This window comes from Mesorhizobium sp. WSM4828 (assembly GCF_055811175.1).
The window spans coordinates 1-18295 of record NZ_JBVVQK010000027.1 but is presented as its reverse complement, the minus strand read 5'-3'; the positions used below and the strand labels follow the sequence as shown (position 1 = coordinate 18295).

The window sequence follows — 18295 nt, the reverse complement described above, 5'->3', positions numbered from 1 at the left end:
TACCCAATTCTTATCGCTTGGGAGGCCCAAAGCGCATGACGCCTAACAGGAATGTCGTTAATGGTTGAAACGAGTTGGATCTAAACACGCCACGCCGCCCGCCCTCCTCCGACTTGAACCCCACAGTCGAACGCGTCAATTAAGATTGTCCGATGGGAATTCTGAGAACCCAGCCTCCTTCGCGAGCGCCCGGCCGGAACTACCAGGAGACGATGTCGTCGACTTTCTGTTGCAAGGGAGTCTTCGAAGGGAATAGATTCACTCTAGCCATGCCCGACAAACATACCGGCCTCTCCTCCTACACCGATCGCCACGGCAAACTTCGCTGGCGCTATCGGCACTCAACGCGAGCCCGCGAGGCTTTTGGCGTCGCAGCGACCACGCAAGCGGTCATCGAAGCGGTGCGCTGGCGTCTGATCCATCCCTGAACGCGTCAACTGTCCGATCGGACAGGTGACGCATATTAGCGCGGCTGCGACTATCCATCCAAGAATGGTCCGGGGATCGCGCCATGATAACGGCTCACGTAGTCAATGCACATAACAAGCATCTCTACGAAAACGAATTCGACGAGTTTTTGCGCCGGCGGCACGATTTCTTCGTGCACCAGAAACATTGGCGCCCTCCAAGTCCGGATGGTCGCGAACTGGACCAATTCGATACCGACGCGGCGACTTACCTGCTTGGTATCGAAGACGGTCGCGTAGTGACTTCGGCTCGGTTGATCCCAACGAGTGAGCCGCACATGGTCTCGGAAGTCTTTCCGCATATGTGCGAAAAATCGGGTGTCCCGAGGCGCCCGGACTGGGCCGAATGGACGCGCACATTCGTCGTTCCCGACAAGCGCTCAACCGGGTTGCGCGGCACCCTGACCCAACTGTGCTGCGCGGTAATGGAATATGCCCTCGACGAGGACCTCAGTGCGGTGGGCGGCATCCAGGAAACTTATTTCATGCCCCACCATGGTGCGCTCAAATGGCGGGCCGAACCGATGGGAATGGCGAGGGAAGAAAATGGCGAATGGTACATCGTTGCTTACATCGAGGTGAATGAGGCGGCGCTGGCGAGCGTCCGCAAGATCCTTGGCATTAATCATTCATTGATTGTTCGACACGGCATTCAACGGGCCTTCTGCGAAAGCAGTAAGAACCTGCAGCACGTGTCTGCATAACAACAGTGGAAACTAGGAGGAAAATATGAAAATGGCGGTCATCATCACTGCAACAATCCTCGTTGGGCTTGCAGCTGGTGCTCAGGCCCAGCAGGTCACAGCCTCCGGGTGCGCGGAAGCGGGTGTTGAACCGGGCTGCGTTATGATGAAAGCCGGCGATAAACTCTATAACATTACGCACGCCAGCCCGAAGCCCGCGGTAGGAACTTACGGCACCGTGACTGGAACGGTGTCCGGCGATCAAGATACTTGTCAGCAGGGAGATCTTCTCAAGGCCGCCGAATGGAAGCCTGAAGCTGAAAAAAACTGCGACAGTCAGAAATAGATAGAAAATAGGAAGTCGCTGGGCATCAAATATCAGCTGGCGGAGGGATGTCGACGGGTTTACCTGGACGGTAGCGTCACCGCGACACGTTTTCTACCCTTCCCCAAGTAGGAACGAGTTTAGGAGAATGTCATGTCGGTAAAAGTCGCCGGAGTCTGGAGCTATCGCAGCCTGGTCAACAACCCCGACCTTTCAGTCGCGTTCGACAGTTTGAGGTTCGGAGCGGGCACGCTGCACTTCGAAGTGTCGGAGGCCGGCAAGGTTGGCGGCACTTTGGGCGGACCGGGATGGTCCCTGTCTTTGGATGGTGCCTTTATCGATGACACTCCAGCGACCCTGCAATGGCAAGGGAAAGGCGAGATCGACGGCGAAGAATGGGTCTACAATTATCTTGGGTACGTTGTTCCGATGTGGCCGGATGGCGTGAACCAGATCGAAACAATCGTCGGCACCATCATTCGCTCGGTGCCTCATTCTAACGGCGAGGCCAAAGCGGGCGTGACAGCCACATTCTATGCAGTGCGAGCCCAAGAAGCCCGTCGACCTGAATAACCGGGCTCGCTCGGTTCGGGACATTGCTTTTCCAGAGGGAGCAGAGACATGAGTGGTCTTCGTAAGCGTCAGAACGTTTTCGAACTGGGGGGGGATTGGGCAGACCCGGTTCTCTGGTACGCCCGCGGCGTAAAGGCGATGAAGGCGCGCAAACTCGAAGATCCGACGAGTTGGACTTTCTATGCGGCGATTCATGGCATGTTTCGTGCGCTTTGGAATGTTTACCAAGCAACCGACCCTTCAGATGCAAATCCCAGCGCCGCTGACACCGCGACGTACCTGGATCAGTGTCAGCACCAGAGCTGGTATTTTCTGCCCTGGCATCGAGGATATCTCCTGGCGGTGGAGAACATGATCCGACATGAAATCGAGGCACTAAACGGACCGCACGAGACCTGGGCGTTGCCCTACTGGAACTATTTCGCGAAGGACCAGAACGTCGTGCCGCCGGCATTCCTTACCAAAAGCTGGCCGGACGGTTCAAGCGACAACCCTCTCTACGTGGAGCAGCGGTACGGTGAGATCATCACAAGCGCCCCGTTCGACATTTTGTCCGTAACCAATCTTGATTCAATGTCTAACGCCGACTTCTTTGGTCCTGGGGGCGGCATCAGTGCAGGCTTCGGCGGCCCGGTAACAGGCTTCAACTGGAATAGCGGCACCAATGGCGCAGTTGAATCAGATCCCCACAATCAGATTCACGGTCTGGTGGGTGGTGGACATCCAACACTGACCTTCAGCGACGGCACTCCTTTGCCCGGATTAATGAGCGACCCAAGGGCTGCAGCACTTGATCCAATTTTCTATCTGCATCACTGCAACCTCGATAGGCTCTGGGAGTCCTGGAACAAGTTTCCGGTCGGGAAGCCGTCTCAAAAGCCTACGGACTGGAAGAACCCAACGACCCCACTGTGGCTGCAAGGGCCGCCAAACGTTGGGCAGCGCGAATTCGCGATGCCCAACCCGGACAAGAGCAAATTTGCCTATACCCCTGCAAAGATGCAGGACATAGCCGAACTGGGCTATGAGTATGATGGCCTCGAGCCAGGTGCCGTCGTCCTGCCCGACATATTGGCTAGCCGTATGGAAACGCTTGGGATACCATCTAAGACTGCGGCCCAAGCCGGAGTCCAGAGCATGGCGCAAGGCAACGCGGAGATGATTGGAGCCAGTGAAGTCGGTATATCGCTGGAAGGAAGTGCAGCCATGCGGACTTCCGTCAGGACGGTGCCAGGTCTCCGGGCGAAGGTAGCGGAAAGCCTCAGCGGCGCTGCCCAGTCAGTTCCCGATCGCGTGTTCCTCAACCTCGAAAACGTGACGGGATTAAGTGACGCAGTAATCGTCCGGGTCTATGTGGGGCTACCAGCGGGAACCGATCCGGCTTCCAACAAAGGCTACTTTGCCGGTAGTATCGCCTTGTTTGGCGTGTCGCAGGCTAGTGACCCGAACGGACCGCATGCTGGCAACGGTATCACCTACACCCTCGAGATCAGCACCATCGTCGACAAACTGCACTTGTCCGGCGACTTCGACGTAGATGATCTGTCAGTGGATCTTGTCCCGCTGCGAGACATTCCCGCAGCAGCGAAAATCAAAGTCGGAAGGATCAGCCTCTACCGGCAGTTCCAGTGAATGGGGCTACTGGTAGTCGATGGCGTTTGACCGCCATCGAAGCACTGCGCCAGGTAGGACAAGCCGCTAAGAAAAGCTCAGTGGTTTGCCGGTGATCTCCAACAAGTCGATCAGTTCGGACATCTCGGTGCCACGAGGCGAAGGCGTCGCCACCGTCTGCCTAGTCCCATGCAAGTCGACGCCCAGCTCCTGCTGAAAGACGGCCTCATCTCCTTCGATGTTGATCCCGGCTCTACCGATCCTGAGCACATCGAAGCCACTTTGTCGCAAGAGTGTCGCCGCACGTTCCATGTCAGAGCGATCAGGAAGTGTCTGCTCGTCTGGTTTCCGGACCCGTACGGTAGCCTTGAAGTTCACTGGTGCCTCATTGCGATGCAATTCATCATGATTTATTGGCACCAACAAGGCAATGACGTTCCTATATTCGCCCCAATGCGGCGGTGGCGTCTACCAGCCCATAGCCGACTGCAACGTTGGGCTGACCGATTGCAGGAAATCCCATGGCATTGCGGCCGGTGGTTACTGGAACGCAGCTGGCGGTAAGAATATCCTTGGCGAGCTGAGGCGAAAGCGCTGCCCCTTTGCTCCGGGCCTTGTGCAGCATCAACGCTACCACTCCCGCGACCTGAGGGGTTGCGCTGCTTGTCCCGGAAAGGCCTGCCCAGCCATCGTCCCGCGCCGTATCGTCCCCATTCGGGAAGGCCACTCCGCCAAGGTCGCGGTCCCACTTGCTGCCCGGCTGTGTTGGCATCATGATGTAAACTGCTCTGGGTGCTTGCCCGCAGAGGCCAGAAACATCTGGAACATTTCGATTTGGAAACATGCCGCTCATATAACCGCTGGCGAAGTTGCTGGCCTCGAGTTGTTTCGCCTGGTTCCAATAGACACCACCCACCGACAACACATCCGGCTCACTGCCAGGCCACGCATAATGTCCGTTGCCGGCCGCAAAGAGCACGATTTTACCGTCACGAATGACGCTGAGCAGAGAAGCCTGGAGTATCGGAAATATCTGCTCGCGATCGTAACCCCAAGAGCAAGTGATGATGTCTGCCCCATTGTCGGCTGCATCTTCGATCGCATCTTGCGGCGGGTTGCTCTGCTGGAAGCCAAGGACTTCGACGTCGGGAGCGACGGCAAAGACATTGTAAGCGATAGCCGTGCCGTGGCCGTCGTCGTCGACAGCCGGCTTTGGAGCCGACGCAGTCGGGACGGCAGTCAGTCTCAATCCCAGCTTGGTATAGTAGGGATGGGGATGAAAACCAGTATCGACGACGGCAATGCGGATGCCGGCAGCGGTGGCACCGGCAGGAACATTGAGGATACTGCGGATACTCGCTTCGTCTATCTTGTGAAATGCAGCCATGGGGGCTGTGGGGGACGGTCCGAAATAGAGCGGCGGTGGGATGAAGACCAGGTGGTCGACCTCCTCCATGTTGCCGCGCACCGCGAGGGAAGTTGCGGGGGCAACGAAGAGGTCTTGTTCTGCCGGTGGTTCGAAGTCTGCTGCGAACATATGGGTGGACCGTAGATGCGGTCGCCGAGCCATCGCTTGCATTACCAGGCGCTGACCGATCAGTTGTCCCACGAGCTCAGCCGGACCAGTCATTGAGACCGAGAACCGTCCTTTGCGAACCAGGGTGCAACCTTCGGATTGCAGCTTCTCGATCGCGCGTTCCTGTGCGTCAGGGCGCGGCTGAAAGGAATCGAGGTTTGCGTTGTTGAGCAAACCCAACTGTTCTTGGATAGGCTCGCCTCCAATCGTCTTGGTGGCTACGGTGAAAGCAACGTTTCGGGCGATATCGGCTGCCCGGTCCGCCAGGGCCTTGGATGTCTTCACGATCCGCTCCAGGCCGGCACCGAACGAAAACGCTGATGGCACGGACCAGGTCCTCGTTCGATGAACGACGATCCGGGCCTTTTTTGCTTTGGGCGTTGCGCGTTTGGTTCGATTGGAACGGGGCATGGCCTCACACATCATTTTTAGAGGTTGCGGTGCAGGGCTGGATGGCCCACGAAAACGTGCAACGCGGGGGTGCTTGCAGATCCTCCGCGAAGGGCGGTTCGGGATAGTACTGGATCGTCTTCTGGATCCGGCGGGCGGTGTCGTCACCCTTGAGCACGCGCACCAGGTGCAAGGCCTCGTCGAGCCCTGACGAGATTCCGCCGCCTGTTAAGCGGTTTCGATCAAGTTCGAAGCGTGGAAAGCCGTCGGCGACAGCGATTTTGTCGAACTGCTTCAGGCACGGAACAAACGCCCAATGCGTCGTCGCCTTGTAACCGTCCAGCAAGCCCGCCGCCGCAAGCAACAGGGCACCTTCGCACACCGAACAGACCCAACCGACAGACGGTCCGATCCCTTTCAGGAAGTCGAGATAGTCTCGGGGCTCGGATCCGCTCATGATTTGCGCCAAGGCGGATGGATCGCCGCCCGGCACCCAGAGCACATCCAAGCTCGCTATCTCGGAGAAGCGATGCGTTGGGAGGAAACGAAAGCCGTCGCGGGTCGCGATGGGATCGTTTATGGAGCCCGCGATCAGCCTGACCTCAACGCTGGAATCAATCCACTTGAACACCTCGTGAGGCGCGGCGACGTCGAGCAGATCAACTTGATTGTAGACCGGTATCCCGATGATCATGTCACTACTCCGTTCATCTCGTCACCAGTGCCCGCTCGATGACGCCGCGTAGCGCCCACCGGGCAGGCTGTGGTGTACGCAACCGATCGATCATCGATACAAACATGACTGCGGCCATAACGGGCCAATGGATGAGGCCAACCGCAACGAGAGGCAGCAACATTAGCGCCCAGCACACTCCGACGCACGATAAACCGTGCTTGAGCCCATAGCGTAGGACATCGGTATCAGCACGCAGTCCAAAGGCCGCGAGTGACGGCTGAACGTGGCAGCGTTTCATGCTGTTTTGCTTGAGGGAGGTAGTTTGCCAGAGCAGGGCGAGCATTATAGCCATTGCCAGCGCAGGCACCCCGGCGACCAGACTAATGCTGCCAAGCAGGACTGCGAGGCCAGCCAAGACGACGCCTGCGCCGATCCAGGGAATGGCGTAGCCAAGGACAAACAAGCTGACAGCCCGCAATCGCCGCGGGGTCAGGCTCCGGCGCCAAATGTGCAACAAAGGCACAGCTAGCAGCGGCGGCATCATCGCCAGCAGCATGGTCAACCAGGACAACAGGAGTATGGAGGGCTCGGCGACGGTAAGCGCGGCTTCGAACCGTGCGGCGACGACCAGATCAATTCGGGACACAGAAAGGCACAACGTCGCGAGAGGAGAAACAAAGCTGTATCCGGCAAGAAGAGTCCATCCCGCCGCGCTCGCCGTCAGAAGAGGCATCGGCAGATGTCGAATGGCCGACCGGCCAAGTGCCATCGAGCACATGCGATGCTCTCCTTCCAACTACTCGGCATCCGTTGCCGTATCATGCCTAGGTCTCGCGGCTCTCGAGTTGCAAACGTCGATAAGCGACGCACTGTGCCTTTCGGGCTCCGCCATCGTTTCCGTATTCACCGGCCCGGGACCGCGGTCGCTTCCGGCCCTCGCTTACTTCAGGTTGATGGGAATGTCGCCGGCCGCATCCTGAATGAACCAGGCAAATCCCTTGGTGATCAGCACCACATTGCGCACCGGAGCACCCGACACCCCGCCAACCAAGGTGAACATCTTGGTGTCCATGGAATTGTGTGCGCCGCAGGAGAAGTCGAAGCTGGCTTCGGTCCCGAGCGCGGCAAGGTCGAGATCTTGCCGGACCTTCGCGGTAAATTTCGGTTGATCCTCGGTATCGCAGACAGTCTCGGTGGCCGCGCAGGGAAAATCCTTGTCGAACTCGAGCAGCTTGAGCACCTGCGCAAACTTCACGTTGCCTGGGTTGTCCGGGTTTGCCGGGCTTTCGCCGCCGTCACCGAACATGGCGCGATGGATTCCGGACGGTTGCCAGGACAGGGTGTCGCCCGGATGCAGGACCAGAGGGTCGTCCTGGGCAAGCGCCGCGGCACTGAATAATGTCGCGGCAGGGAATGCCAAGCAGAATAAGGCGGCAGCCGGGGTCGAAAAATAGCGCATCGTCGTTGTCTCCTTTTGCAAGATTGGCTTGCGTTCAATGGTGGCGCGCCGGCGACTTTCTGGGAATCACCCGCACCAGCTGCATCATGCCCCGGTCCTCGTGCTCGAGAATGTGGCAGTGCAGCACGAACGATCCGGTGAAATCGTCGAACCTGTGCCGGATCTTCACGTAGCCCGGCGCTGCGACGCCGTTCTTCTTCCGCGGAATTGCGACGGTATCCTGCCATGGCCGCGGCGTGGGCGGGATGTAGAGCCGCTTGTCGTCCGGTTGTCGTGGATCAAATACCTCGATGACCTGGAATGGATTGACGTGGATATGGAATGGATGCGCTGCCGAGGTCGTTGCGTTGACCAGTTTCCAATCCTCCTGCTCCCCGAGCACCATTGTCTGATCGTATTCACCGTCGGCGAACTCGCTGTCATTGATCTTCGGACCGTCCGACGTTTCCGAAAAGGTGATCGTGCGTGCGATCCGCGGCTCGACGGTAAGATCGGCCAGGAAGCTAGGCCGCGGCGGAAACGCGGCTTGAGTGGGGAGCATCATCGCCATTGGCTCGCCGGTCACCACCAACATCAGCAATGACTTCGGGGACAACAGGCCTTCAATTTCCACCTCCAGCTCGAAGGTTGCGCTCTGTGCACCTACTAGGTCGGGAGCCTGCACCAGCAGATCGACCCGGTTGCCTGGGGCAAAGTTGCGCAGCGGGTTGTCGGGATTTCGGAACGGCTTGGCCTCATAGGTCGCCGGGTCGAATTGCACGCCGTCTTGCGCCGTCTGCTTCCACTCGGGCAGCGCGGCCGCCGGGGTATCGCCATGGGGCCGGAAATCGGCCAGCTTGCAGATGGTATCCACGCTGCCATTGACCAGCCGCCACAGTTGCACCTCGCCCGGGCGCATAGTGATCGTCGGCTGCGCCTGTCCGTTCACCATCAGGGATGGGCGTGCGCCGGAACCCACGATCGTAGGTGGAAACTCGGCAAACTGCTGCACGATCATGACCTGCTCGACCAAGCCCGGCAGTAACTCGCGCAGCTTGTCGTCGTAGCTTTCGCCCTCGACCACGAACACCCCGGCCATACCGTGGTACATGTTGATCGCCGTCGATCCATGCACATGCGTGTGGTACCAGTGCGTTCCGGGTGCCTGTCCGGCCTCAACCGGTGACGGCGTGGCCGCTCCGTGGTGGTGTGTCATGCCCGCGCCCGGTTGGACAAACGGTGTGATCTGGAACGAAAAGGGATGTGCACCAATCTCGAACTGCGGCCACAGCCCGACGGCAACCTGTTCCTTCAGCAGCGGCAGCAGCCGGTTGGCTGTGGGCAGCGCACCCGGCTCACCCATCCAAGTCGCACTGTCGTCATAGGCAGCCAGCATCTCTTCCTGCAGCGCCGTTAGCCCGGGCGGCAGGTCCGGCCAGTTCCGCGGTGGGTCGTCGCGCCGGGTGCGCTCGAAGATCGCATCGAAATAGCCGCTGACCTCTTCCTCCTTGAGCCGCGGATTGGGCCGGAGCTTGAGCAACACGTTGTCGCCCAGCCCGTCAGGGGAGACGTGGAAGCCGTGGAAGTGGATGTTCGTCGTGCTCGATCCGTGGAAGCAGTTCGGGAACGAATCGTTGAAGGCCTCCGGGTAAAGTTTGAAGCCATCGAGCGCCCTGAACACCTCGCAGCCGTTCGTGGCACCGGTCTCGCCATGGTCGATGCCGTCGTCGCCGAACGCGGACACGTCAATCGCGTTGAAGAACTTGATCTCGACGAAATCGCCGACCCGGGCGCGCAACGTAGGGCCGGGATTCATTGCTTCGCGCTCGTCGGCAGGCGGCCACACGGCGCCGGTCAGGACGTCGCGCCCCCAGAAGTGCCGCAGGGTCTTGGTTTCGGACGCGCCGGGAAGGCGCCGCGTGATGTTGCCGCTGCCCAGTACCGCCTGCAGGCGGCCGCCGGCACTGCGGATCTCGCCGATCCTCCTCAAGGGCGGCCCCGACGCGGGCTCCTGCGCGGCCGCAGTTGCACCTCGCCGAAAGCTGAGCGCTACGAACGCCAAGGCACCCGCCGCGGCGCCCATCAGGAAATGGCGGCGGCTCGGCCATGCCACCGACGCCTCGCCTCCGCCGCCGCCCGGCTGTGCGGCCTTTAGATCCGCCCGGGCTGTCATGGCATGTTGATCTCAATTGCGCCAAGCTCTGGCGGATTGCGGTGGGAATGCATCGAGCAGGTGTATTCGACTCTTCTCGAGCCATCATTGCTGGTGATCGCCAGATGGCTGCTGACCTGTGGAACTGCGGGATTGGTGCACCGCGCCATACCTTCCGGGAACCATTGATCCGGCGCCCCCCCCACCGGCATGATCCAGTGCCCGGCCTTCCGGTCGAAGTTGCGAAACACCACCACTTCGGCCTCGTCGTCGGCCAGTGTTAGCGTCAGCACCGGTGGATGAAACGAGATGAGACCTGCCGTACGGCGAATATCTATGGTCTTCAACTGTCAACCTCGAGCATCTTTCAGAAAAACCCGAAACTGTTTTGTGCCTGACATGTTTCAACATCGATGTGAGCTATAACGCCGATCATTGATCACATCGACCACGGATACTACTTCCGTGGGCGCACTCCGACACGCGCTCGCATAATTCGAGCTCGGTGAGACATGAAGGTAGTCAGACTATGACTAAGCTTCCGACAGGTGTTTGGGCTGGCCACCGTTTTTTCTAGAGATCATAGGGGCGCTTATTCAGCGTATTGACGACATAAGTCCCCTATCGTCGCGCAATCCCCAACCGTTCTTCGCGGAGATAGTCGCAGTCGCGCCAATATATGTCACCTGTCCGATCGAACAGTTGACGCAAGCCTACTCTTACTGAGTCAGAAAGTCGCGGCTGCGGGGGATTCGCGCTGGTCACGGATTTGTTAGGGTGCTGCTTCGTGATCAGGGAAGCGCCTCGCCATGCCCGACTGGACAGCCGAGAGTGAAGCAGCATTCGACACCTATGTCGATGCCTTGATCGGGGTGATCGGCCACGCCGACCGAGCTGAGCCGCTGAAGGATTACTGCCTCGGACTTCTGATGCCGCTGGAGCGCAAGAGCGTGGAGCCGTTGGCGGCCGTCACGGCGCCTTCGCGGGTGGCGGCCAAGCATCAGTCTCTGCTGCATTTCGTGGGACAGGCGCCGTGGTCGGACGCGGCCTTGCTAGCGCGGGTTCGCGACTGGGTCCTTCCACGGATCGAGCAGCATGGACCGTCGACGACACGGGCTTTCCCAAGAAGGGCAAGCACTCGGTGGGCGTAGCGCGTCAGTATTGCGGCCAGTTGGGCAAGCAGGACAACTGTCAGATTGCGGTTAGCCTATCGATCGCCAATGACGCAGCCTCGCTTCCGATCGCCTACCCACGCCAGCCTCTGTATCGCCGCCTATGGCTTCCTGATCTCTCTGCGGGAGACGATTCCCCCCTCAACTCCAACTCGCGCCCGGGGCCGCCAAACACCTGGTCTTTCCGGCGGTTATCGACCCCGCGGATCCTCCGATCCGACCAGAGCGGCACGTCCCGACCTCGATCCCGACCATCAGGCGACGCCTGACTGTGGCCCTGGCCAATCGCCTCCAACGATGTCCGTGCTGCACAAGGGCCATGGACAGTCCGCGTCAGGCTCCCAATTTATGACGCAGTAGTACTAGGGGTGGATCAAACGCCTGCGCACCGCTTCAACAACCGCTTGCGTTGTTGTTGCCACGCCAAACGCCTCCCGTGCTTTCGTTGAGTGCCATTTGACGGTGCGTTCAGTCAGGCCAAGGATTTGTGATGTTTCTGACGAAGCCTTGCCGGCTGCAGCCCACAAGAGCACCTCTCTCTCCCGTTCCGTCAGCGGAGTATCGTCTTGGTCAACAGTCGACAATGCCTGGATTGACATCCCGGCATACACCGCCATCGTAACCAACCGCACTTGTTGGCGGGGCGACAGACTGCAGCACTTGGCGGAAGAGGCGAAGGACAAGACAGATTGCCAGTGGTGAACACTTAGCATCGGCACGGCGAAGCCGCTCGAGATGCCAAACTCCGTTGCTTCGCCGGCAACTCGTCTTGAACCTTCGGTATCAGACCATTTAGCTGAGACGTCGGACCAAAGAAATGGCGTCAGAGTCTTAGTGGAATAGATGCAAACGGCGTCAACAGCCGCATGTTCTTTGGAAACTGCGAAGAAGTCAAGTCCACTTTCGATCTGGATGCCGATGGTCGTCCTGAGACGGCCTCTTTCGGAAGGTAACAGGTATGGTGGCTACATCCAATTCGAACGCGACGGACATGTAGCAACTTATTACTCGCGGCTAGGGTGCAGCTTCTCAGAAATAACGGCCTACGATATGGACCATAACGGCGTCGCCGACCTGATCATAGAATTCGCCTGCGGCGAAGATCAGCGATGCCTTGTAATATTGAGTGGCGAGAGGCTCGTCGCGAACGTAGACGGAGACTTCGAAGGCGGAAACGACTCTCACCTAGAGAAGTACCTGGAAAAATCGGAATATCTCGGCATATTGTATGGCTTGTTGCCAGTGACCCTGTTCTACGACCAGAAGCTCAAATATATCAAACAGCTATCGCCTGCAGGCCTCTCTTATACATGTTACGGCGGTTCATGGGACGGTCGCACAGGCCGAAGGTGGCATGCCGGACAAACAGGTATTGATAAACAGAGACGGCTCCCTCGTCCTCGTCAGCAATGGGCATCGCCTGGCGATATCAAAGCTGCAGGACCCCAACCTTAACGTAACTCCGATTAAATGAGCCTGCTCTATTGTCACACGCCATCCAGAGCAAATGGCAGGACTGGTGTAGCGAGCCAACACTCAGGTTTTGGGTTGCGCTAAGCGGATGGCAGCCTTCGGCATCCGACCGCAGCCGTTGTGACCTCAACCTTGTCGCATCGGTGCAACGCAGCAATTTCGGCGTATAAACCTGCAAGCCGATGGTCCATCAGTTGTCAAACCCGATCGCTACGCGCAAGTTGCGGTCTTTTAGGAAAAGCGAATGAGAAAATTGTCTTTAGCCGGTTCGTTCTTGTTGCTTTTAGTGTTCGCCGGGGTGACCACGAGCTCAGCCGAGGAAGCGCAACAACCCAACATGGACTTTCAGAAGTCGCCCTGCGCCGAAAAAGGGAAGCATGGAACAAAAGGCGTAGCTGCTAGGGTGTTTCCCAAATTGGGAGATAACAGTCAATTGCAACTTGTCGATGGGCGTACTTCCTGGGAGCAAAACTTCCCCACTCTCAGCACCGACAAATCGATCGAGTTCCTCATGGCAGGGGTCTACGATGCCTGGGCGATCTATTACACTCTGGAGGACAAAAAGGGCCTGATCCGAGGTTTTACAGTCCAGTACGCCTTCGGCGATCTCGCCTCTAAATTTGCCCCAAGATGTCTTGTTTTCCCCGATGCACCTGCGAGAACAAATGTCGATAATATGGCACCGATTGCTGTGCAGCTTTATCTCTCGGGGTTGAAGAAAAAAGACAGCGGAACCGTGGAAGAAATAAGGGCTCGCCTTAAGAAACTCGTCAAGGAGAGGTAACCTCGTCCGTCACTTTGCTCTGAGCGATTGCCTCTAGGCCCCTGCCAAAATCGGCGAGGTTCAAATCTTCCCTGTTTTTACTAAACCATCCACCATACAGCCTCTGAAATTGGTCGGCCTCGGCAGAAAAATATGTCTGTGCGGAATTCTTGTCGCATGCTCGGCTCTCGATGCAAATATTAAGCTGATTAAAAAAGTCGTTCATCACAAGCAATGACTTGCGGAGATTATTTTCCCCGGTCTCTTTAACGGAATGATCGACCATCAATGTCACGAGATGATCTAACTCTTTCGAAGATATTCCACCAACATTTATGAGCCTAACTTGCTCGGCGTAAGGGAACCACGACGACACCAGTTGCTCACGAGAAGCGGCCACCCTGTCGGCCTGATACAGCCGTATATATTCCAGGGTATTCTCCACTCGTTTTGCGGCGGCTTGATGCGCTTGCTGCCAAAAGAAAAATGGCACTCCGCCTGCGACCACAAGATAGGATACAGTCTCTAGAAAGTCTTTGATACCGGCCAGTTTCGATCTGATAGTTCGCTCCTGCCCTTCCAAATATTTTTTGTCACGCGAATGTCGATTCAACATTCCGGGATTGGAAGCCGAACCATGGCCTCTCCCCCTGCGCCCTTCTCTGTCGTGGGCTGAATTGTCCCGTTGTCGATGCTTCTCACAAGGCAAGACAGTTCACGCTTGCTAAGCGCGATGATGCTGTCCGGAGATGATGGCCCTGCCACCTTCTTCTTTATGCTTGGGACCGAGTTTGTGGCCGATCCAAGGAGTTCCTCCGCGGTGGGGACAACTCGAGGGCATGCATCAAGGAAGATGATGAGCGGATCTTCGCTCGCCTGCAAATATTTTTCATAGTTCGCGACAAGGCATTTCAGCCTATCCGGGAGTACGAGAATATCCTTCTGAGCCGCGTTGGCACCGCCTGACGTCAAGGGAGTCGCGAGAGCGGCGATCAAGGTAAAGCGAAGGGGCAAGTTCATTCTCAATGGCTCGCGACCGATATTCATCAGCATGGACTCGACAAAGCGAGATTGCGGATTTCGAACCCTTATGCAAACAGAATTAGCGAGGAATTTGCTCAGTCCTTCAAATACCCTGGAGCATTTATCGAATGAGCGTGACAGGCTTGCGTTTCGTGGCGTTTTTAATGGCCATTTGCGTCGTGAATGTGCCTGTCTCGTCCGCAAACGCAATGGACTTTACACTGACGAGAGAATTAGGGGCCGAGGCGGAAGGCCATGTGTTTCCCGACATTGTCGCAATTGCTGCCAGTGGAGTGATCGAAGACGGGGACTCGGCAAAGCTGGCGGAGGTTCTGCCATTGGCGGAGCGGGATCAGTTTGGAAATATACGGGTTTATCTGGACAGTCGGGGCGGGAGCGTCAACGAAGCGCTGAAGATCGTCGCGCTCATGGACAAATACGAAGTGACCGCCGTCGTCGGCGATCGAGGGCAATGCTTATCGGCCTGCGCGTCCGTAATTTTCCTATCAGCAAGAATTCATCTAATGATCGGCAACGCCAACCTCGGGTTCCACACCTGCCGCATAGGGCCTGGACTGGTTAGTCCGGAATGCGACAACCTCCTCAGTGCCGGCACATTGAACCGGGGCACAGATTTTGGCGCGACCGAAAGTTTTCTGAAAGCCGGCGCCGGCAATGCCGAAGAAATGATTTACCTGGATTGGCGAGCAGCGGTCCTGTGGGGCTTGCTTGGGCCACCTACGTACGATCCTACGCTCGCCATCCCCACTTTCGATTGCGATCATCCTCAGTCGGACTTACAGCGGGTTACGTGTTCAGATTTGAGGTTGTCTCGCTATGAAGCGTCCTATGCGAAGAGCTTGCGCGCGTTGGCCAAACTAAACGGCCAAGGACGATCTCAAGCTGGCAGTAGGCTAGGGGTAAGCTTGAAGCAAATTGCCGCGCATTGCGGGAAGTCATCGGACTGTTTCTTGTCCGAGTTCGGCAAGGCGCGGAAGGCGGCCCGGCTGGAACTTGTTCAGCGCTCGTTGGACACTCTTGTGCATAAGATCGAAAGCCCAGAGCAGAGGGAGTACATCCGGTCGATAGTGGTAAAATGTAGTGTCGCGTCAACCTGCGGCCGCGTCGACCTCTTGGATGCTCCTTTTGAATTTGCGCAGGCAAACTTCGCAAACCTGTTTGCAATGCTATTCTTGGCGCAGGCTAAGGGCGAAACTCCGTCTCAAGGCTTCTCGAATGCCAAGGTTGGGACATCAGATTGCGTTTTCTCTGATCTTTGCGATCCGCGGATCAGGACAATGAATTGGGTGTGGTTGTCCGATGCGGTAGCCAGAAAAATTCCTCGTGCGCAAATTCACCAATTCATTGAGGACCGACGAGCAGCGATGCCACTCCAGGAGCTTCAATGACGTTTCGGCATAAGCTCGAAACCTGCTGATCATTCGATGAGATCAAGGGCAGGGCTGAACGCCTCTATTTGAGGCAATGGCCAGTTCGGAACCCGCCTAATTGCACGTCTTCACACGCCGCACTCGAGTCAGTTGTTGAGCATCGCCTGATTCACATTCTCAGCAGCCAAGTCCAAGTATCTGACTAGATTGACCAATTCAGACCCCGGATACTCAACTTCAGCGCAGTGTAGCAGACGTCGTGCGATCAATCAGTGCTTGGTCAGAACTAGGGGTTCGAGTCCATGTCGTGGGCCCCATCTGAAAAACCCATAAAAATCAGGCACTTAAGGAGTCATTTTGGTTGGCCCGAAGGCGTATTAGAATCGTTGATTTTGTTGGCTTTTTCGTGGGCCAAAATCTGAAATCTTCCCGTATCGTTCCGCATGGTCCCGTGACGCCATACAGTCGAGTTTAGCTAACCTCGTTTGCGAACGTTCAGAGCCATGCTCCAGAATGACCGCATTTGGGCCGGGGATCGGGATAGGGGGACGCCTCGCGGCGCCGCCCCTCCCACACCACCGGGCATACGGATCACGTACCACGGCGGTTCGGCCGGATTAGGCTTAGACAGAGACATAGAGACGGGGGAGACCGAGCGACTCGAAGTGGTGGTTGCGCAGGGCCTGTTGGACCGCCGGGTGTCCTGACATGCGCCAGAATCCCGTCGGTGAACCGGCAGCAATCGCGGCCCGGAGCTTAGGCACGCCATGACGGCGCAACTCCTTGTAGCGGTTGTGCCCGTTCCCCCATTGCCGCCAAAGATACATGCGTAATCTTCGGCGGGTCCACGCTTCCAAGTTCGTAAGCACCCGCGGGGTCTGGCAGAAGCCGAAGTAGCCGCGCCATCCGATGAGGTATGGCTTCAGCTCCTTGACCAGCTGCGGCAGACTTATGCCCCGGGTCCGGCGTGTCATATCCCGGATCAGCGCCTTGAATTTGGCGAGGGCCTTCGGCGCGATGCGCCGCTCGCTCCCGTCATTCGCAATGCTGAACCCCAGGAACTTCCGCTCCTCCGGCCGCGCCACCGCGCTCTTCGCCGCGTTGACCTTCAGCCGCAGCTTCTTGGTCAGGAACCGGCTTACCGAAGCCATGACCCGTTCGCCGGCGCGGCGGCTGCGAACATAGATGTTGCAGTCGTCGGCGTAACGGCAGAAGCGGAGACCGCGTCGGGCCAGTTCCCTGTCGAGGTCGTCGAGCAGGAGGTTACTCAGGAGGGGCGAGAGCGGACCGCCTTGCGGGGTCCCCTCGTCCACCGGACGGACCAAGCCGTCCTCCATCACCCCGGCATTGAGGAATGCCCGGATGAGTTTGAGCACACGCTTGTCCGCCACCCTCGCAGCGACGCGCGCCATCAGGCTGTCGTGATTGACTCGATCGAAAAATCTTTCGAGATCAAGATCGACCACGTAGCTGTAGCCCTCGGCGATGTAGCATTGCGCTTGGGCTACCGCCTGATGAGCGGAGCGTCCGGACGGAAGCCGTAGCTGTGCTCGGAGAATGTCGGGTCCCACTGCTCCTGGAGAACCTGCAGCAGGGCTTGCTGGATCAGCCTGTCGACGACGCAAGGCACGCCGAGCTTTCTGACCCCGCCCTCCGGCTTGGGGATTTCGACCCGCTTGACCGGCTGCGGCTGGTAGGTTCCCTTGAGCAATCGATCCCGAATGCTTGGCCAGTGCTCACGCAGGTAGCCCTGGGCGTCATCGATGGTCATCCCATCCACGCCTGGCCCGCCCTTGTTGCTTCGAACGCGTTTCCACGCTGTTTCCAGATTCTCTCGGCTACATACCGTCTCCATCAGTTGTTCTGTCCAAGCCGGGCTTTCGTGTGCAGACTTCGCCACGAGCGGTTCGGCCCCTTGGTAACCGCTGGCAGGGGCTTCACCCCGATCCCTCGGTTTTAGGGCCAGTGAATACTGGGTCTTCTGCCGCTTTCCACTCATGAGTTGCCAGTCCTACTTGCCACTTCCAATCGTTCGGGCCTTCGGTCATCGTTTCCGGCTCGGCCTATCCGTTTGCTCCGCCTTTCGGCCTTGGAGTGCCTCACTAGCCTTGCCGACAGCATCACCTACTACGCCCTCTGCTGACTCCTGCATCACGGTCAGGTCACCTTGCGGTTCCCTCAGTTCCGAAGTCGGAACATGACGCAGGCCTCCCCAGGTAAGTTCAATCGCCTTCCCCGCGCACCTGCCGGATCTACAGCCCTGCCCCTTGATGGATATGGACTTCGCGGCTCGTTGCCCGCTCGTCCGACCAGGGATGCCTCATATCCGGTTTCTGTTCGTCAGGTCGCGGTTTTGCTCCACGCTTCCTTCAGACACCACCTCGCGATGATGCCCTTGCGCTTTGCTAAGCCTTCACCTCCATCAGGTTGGCTAGGGGACTTTCACCCCCAAGCGGTTGAACATGCTGGGCACACAACGAACCCGCTGCGCGGGATTGGCGCGTTGGGTGAGGTAAAGATCACGAACCGGACGTCGCGCTCGCATTGAGGGCGGTTCGGCAGCGGCAGAGCATCACGGGCTT

At 58.0% G+C, this 18295-nt stretch carries 20 protein-coding genes and 2 pseudogenes; 8 read left to right on the top strand and 14 right to left on the bottom strand.

Annotated features, from left to right (window positions below):
* Positions 1-269: 269 nt before the first annotated feature.
* From AC0L2X_RS25400 to AC0L2X_RS25380, 5 genes are all read left to right on the top strand, one after another.
* On the top strand, positions 270-428 hold the full coding sequence (locus AC0L2X_RS25400) for a hypothetical protein (protein ID WP_473600513.1): 159 nt from the start codon (positions 270-272) through the stop codon (positions 426-428).
* Between the two features lie 83 nt (positions 429-511).
* Complete coding sequence (locus tag AC0L2X_RS25395; protein WP_473600512.1) at positions 512-1171, top strand: acyl-homoserine-lactone synthase; 660 nt, start codon at positions 512-514, stop codon at positions 1169-1171.
* A gap of 31 nt (positions 1172-1202) precedes the next feature.
* Positions 1203-1496, top strand: a complete 294-nt coding sequence (locus AC0L2X_RS25390; RefSeq protein ID WP_473600511.1) for a hypothetical protein — start codon at positions 1203-1205, stop codon at positions 1494-1496.
* 132 nt (positions 1497-1628) lie between these two features.
* On the top strand, positions 1629-2048 hold the full coding sequence (locus AC0L2X_RS25385) for a hypothetical protein (RefSeq protein ID WP_473600510.1): 420 nt from the start codon (positions 1629-1631) through the stop codon (positions 2046-2048).
* A gap of 48 nt (positions 2049-2096) precedes the next feature.
* A complete protein-coding gene (locus AC0L2X_RS25380) occupies positions 2097-3680 on the top strand; it encodes a tyrosinase family protein (RefSeq protein ID WP_473600509.1) in 1584 nt (527 codons plus the stop codon).
* 66 nt (positions 3681-3746) lie between these two features.
* Here AC0L2X_RS25380 and AC0L2X_RS25375 read toward each other — a convergent pair whose 3' ends face one another.
* The 7 genes from AC0L2X_RS25375 to AC0L2X_RS25345 form a co-directional block, all read right to left on the bottom strand.
* Positions 3747-4037, bottom strand: a complete 291-nt coding sequence (locus AC0L2X_RS25375) for a hypothetical protein (protein ID WP_473600508.1) — start codon at positions 4035-4037, stop codon at positions 3747-3749.
* Positions 4038-4098: 61 nt separating this feature from the next.
* Positions 4099-5520 carry a S8 family serine peptidase gene (locus tag AC0L2X_RS25370; RefSeq protein WP_473600507.1) on the bottom strand — a complete coding sequence of 474 codons (1422 nt, stop codon included), beginning with the start codon at positions 5518-5520 and terminating at the stop codon, positions 4099-4101.
* A gap of 130 nt (positions 5521-5650) precedes the next feature.
* The gene (locus AC0L2X_RS25365) at positions 5651-6319 is read right to left on the bottom strand and encodes a DJ-1/PfpI family protein (RefSeq protein WP_473600506.1); all 669 of its coding nucleotides are present in this window, start codon (positions 6317-6319) and stop codon (positions 5651-5653) included.
* Between the two features lie 13 nt (positions 6320-6332).
* The gene (locus tag AC0L2X_RS25360) at positions 6333-7079 is read right to left on the bottom strand and encodes a copper chaperone (protein WP_473600505.1); all 747 of its coding nucleotides are present in this window, start codon (positions 7077-7079) and stop codon (positions 6333-6335) included.
* 162 nt (positions 7080-7241) lie between these two features.
* A complete protein-coding gene (locus AC0L2X_RS25355; RefSeq protein WP_473600504.1) occupies positions 7242-7760 on the bottom strand; it encodes a hypothetical protein in 519 nt (172 codons plus the stop codon).
* Between the two features lie 34 nt (positions 7761-7794).
* Positions 7795-9912, bottom strand: a complete 2118-nt coding sequence (locus tag AC0L2X_RS25350; protein ID WP_473600503.1) for a multicopper oxidase domain-containing protein — start codon at positions 9910-9912, stop codon at positions 7795-7797.
* A complete protein-coding gene (locus AC0L2X_RS25345; protein ID WP_473600502.1) occupies positions 9909-10238 on the bottom strand; it encodes a hypothetical protein in 330 nt (109 codons plus the stop codon). The genes AC0L2X_RS25350 and AC0L2X_RS25345 overlap by 4 nt, the downstream gene beginning before the upstream one ends.
* A gap of 462 nt (positions 10239-10700) precedes the next feature.
* Here AC0L2X_RS25345 and AC0L2X_RS25340 point away from each other — a divergent pair.
* Positions 10701-11194, top strand: a pseudogene (locus AC0L2X_RS25340) (IS701 family transposase); the annotation flags it as partial.
* A gap of 231 nt (positions 11195-11425) precedes the next feature.
* Here the strand turns inward: AC0L2X_RS25340 and AC0L2X_RS25335 are convergent.
* The 3 genes and pseudogenes from AC0L2X_RS25335 to AC0L2X_RS25325 form a co-directional block, all read right to left on the bottom strand.
* Positions 11426-11680, bottom strand: a complete 255-nt coding sequence (locus AC0L2X_RS25335; protein ID WP_473600501.1) for a helix-turn-helix domain-containing protein — start codon at positions 11678-11680, stop codon at positions 11426-11428.
* Positions 11681-11728: 48 nt separating this feature from the next.
* Positions 11729-11971 (bottom strand): annotated as a pseudogene (locus AC0L2X_RS25330) (autoinducer binding domain-containing protein); the annotation flags it as partial.
* Between the two features lie 121 nt (positions 11972-12092).
* Complete coding sequence (locus AC0L2X_RS25325) at positions 12093-12248, bottom strand: hypothetical protein (protein WP_473600500.1); 156 nt, start codon at positions 12246-12248, stop codon at positions 12093-12095.
* A gap of 532 nt (positions 12249-12780) precedes the next feature.
* Between AC0L2X_RS25325 and AC0L2X_RS25320 the strand changes: the two genes are divergently transcribed.
* On the top strand, positions 12781-13320 hold the full coding sequence (locus AC0L2X_RS25320) for a hypothetical protein (RefSeq protein ID WP_473600499.1): 540 nt from the start codon (positions 12781-12783) through the stop codon (positions 13318-13320).
* Here the strand turns inward: AC0L2X_RS25320 and AC0L2X_RS25315 are convergent.
* A complete protein-coding gene (locus tag AC0L2X_RS25315; protein WP_473600498.1) occupies positions 13307-13915 on the bottom strand; it encodes a hypothetical protein in 609 nt (202 codons plus the stop codon). The two genes, AC0L2X_RS25320 and AC0L2X_RS25315, sit on opposite strands and share 14 nt — an antisense overlap.
* Positions 13909-14346 carry a hypothetical protein gene (locus tag AC0L2X_RS25310; RefSeq protein WP_473600497.1) on the bottom strand — a complete coding sequence of 146 codons (438 nt, stop codon included), beginning with the start codon at positions 14344-14346 and terminating at the stop codon, positions 13909-13911. The genes AC0L2X_RS25315 and AC0L2X_RS25310 overlap by 7 nt, the downstream gene beginning before the upstream one ends.
* A 104-nt stretch (positions 14347-14450) precedes the next feature.
* On the opposite strand from AC0L2X_RS25310, the gene AC0L2X_RS25305 reads away from it, so the two are divergent.
* Positions 14451-15731: an ATP-dependent Clp protease proteolytic subunit gene (locus AC0L2X_RS25305; RefSeq protein ID WP_473600496.1), complete on the top strand. Its 1281-nt coding sequence runs from the start codon at positions 14451-14453 to the stop codon at positions 15729-15731.
* Between the two features lie 605 nt (positions 15732-16336).
* Here the strand turns inward: AC0L2X_RS25305 and AC0L2X_RS25300 are convergent.
* Positions 16337-17284 carry a reverse transcriptase domain-containing protein gene (locus AC0L2X_RS25300; RefSeq protein ID WP_473600495.1) on the bottom strand — a complete coding sequence of 316 codons (948 nt, stop codon included), beginning with the start codon at positions 17282-17284 and terminating at the stop codon, positions 16337-16339.
* Positions 17218-17484 (bottom strand): hypothetical protein, encoded by a 267-nt coding sequence (locus tag AC0L2X_RS25295; RefSeq protein ID WP_473600494.1) that lies wholly within the window; start codon positions 17482-17484, stop codon positions 17218-17220. The genes AC0L2X_RS25300 and AC0L2X_RS25295 overlap by 67 nt, the downstream gene beginning before the upstream one ends.
* Between the last annotated feature and the right edge of the window lie 811 nt (positions 17485-18295).

Coding starts and splice junctions, on each gene's coding strand:
- AC0L2X_RS25400 (WP_473600513.1), top strand. CDS start 270: ATGCCCGACAAACATACCGGCCTCTCCTCCTACACCGATCGCCACGGC.
- AC0L2X_RS25395 (WP_473600512.1), top strand. CDS start 512: ATGATAACGGCTCACGTAGTCAATGCACATAACAAGCATCTCTACGAA.
- AC0L2X_RS25390 (WP_473600511.1), top strand. CDS start 1,203: ATGGCGGTCATCATCACTGCAACAATCCTCGTTGGGCTTGCAGCTGGT.
- AC0L2X_RS25385 (WP_473600510.1), top strand. CDS start 1,629: ATGTCGGTAAAAGTCGCCGGAGTCTGGAGCTATCGCAGCCTGGTCAAC.
- AC0L2X_RS25380 (WP_473600509.1), top strand. CDS start 2,097: ATGAGTGGTCTTCGTAAGCGTCAGAACGTTTTCGAACTGGGGGGGGAT.
- AC0L2X_RS25365 (WP_473600506.1), bottom strand. CDS start 6,319: ATGATCATCGGGATACCGGTCTACAATCAAGTTGATCTGCTCGACGTC.
- AC0L2X_RS25360 (WP_473600505.1), bottom strand. CDS start 7,079: ATGTGCTCGATGGCACTTGGCCGGTCGGCCATTCGACATCTGCCGATG.
- AC0L2X_RS25355 (WP_473600504.1), bottom strand. CDS start 7,760: ATGCGCTATTTTTCGACCCCGGCTGCCGCCTTATTCTGCTTGGCATTC.
- AC0L2X_RS25350 (WP_473600503.1), bottom strand. CDS start 9,912: ATGACAGCCCGGGCGGATCTAAAGGCCGCACAGCCGGGCGGCGGCGGA.
- AC0L2X_RS25335 (WP_473600501.1), bottom strand. CDS start 11,680: ATGGCGGTGTATGCCGGGATGTCAATCCAGGCATTGTCGACTGTTGAC.
- AC0L2X_RS25320 (WP_473600499.1), top strand. CDS start 12,781: ATGAGAAAATTGTCTTTAGCCGGTTCGTTCTTGTTGCTTTTAGTGTTC.
- AC0L2X_RS25315 (WP_473600498.1), bottom strand. CDS start 13,915: ATGTTGAATCGACATTCGCGTGACAAAAAATATTTGGAAGGGCAGGAG.
- AC0L2X_RS25310 (WP_473600497.1), bottom strand. CDS start 14,346: ATGAATATCGGTCGCGAGCCATTGAGAATGAACTTGCCCCTTCGCTTT.
- AC0L2X_RS25305 (WP_473600496.1), top strand. CDS start 14,451: ATGAGCGTGACAGGCTTGCGTTTCGTGGCGTTTTTAATGGCCATTTGC.
- AC0L2X_RS25295 (WP_473600494.1), bottom strand. CDS start 17,484: ATGACCATCGATGACGCCCAGGGCTACCTGCGTGAGCACTGGCCAAGC.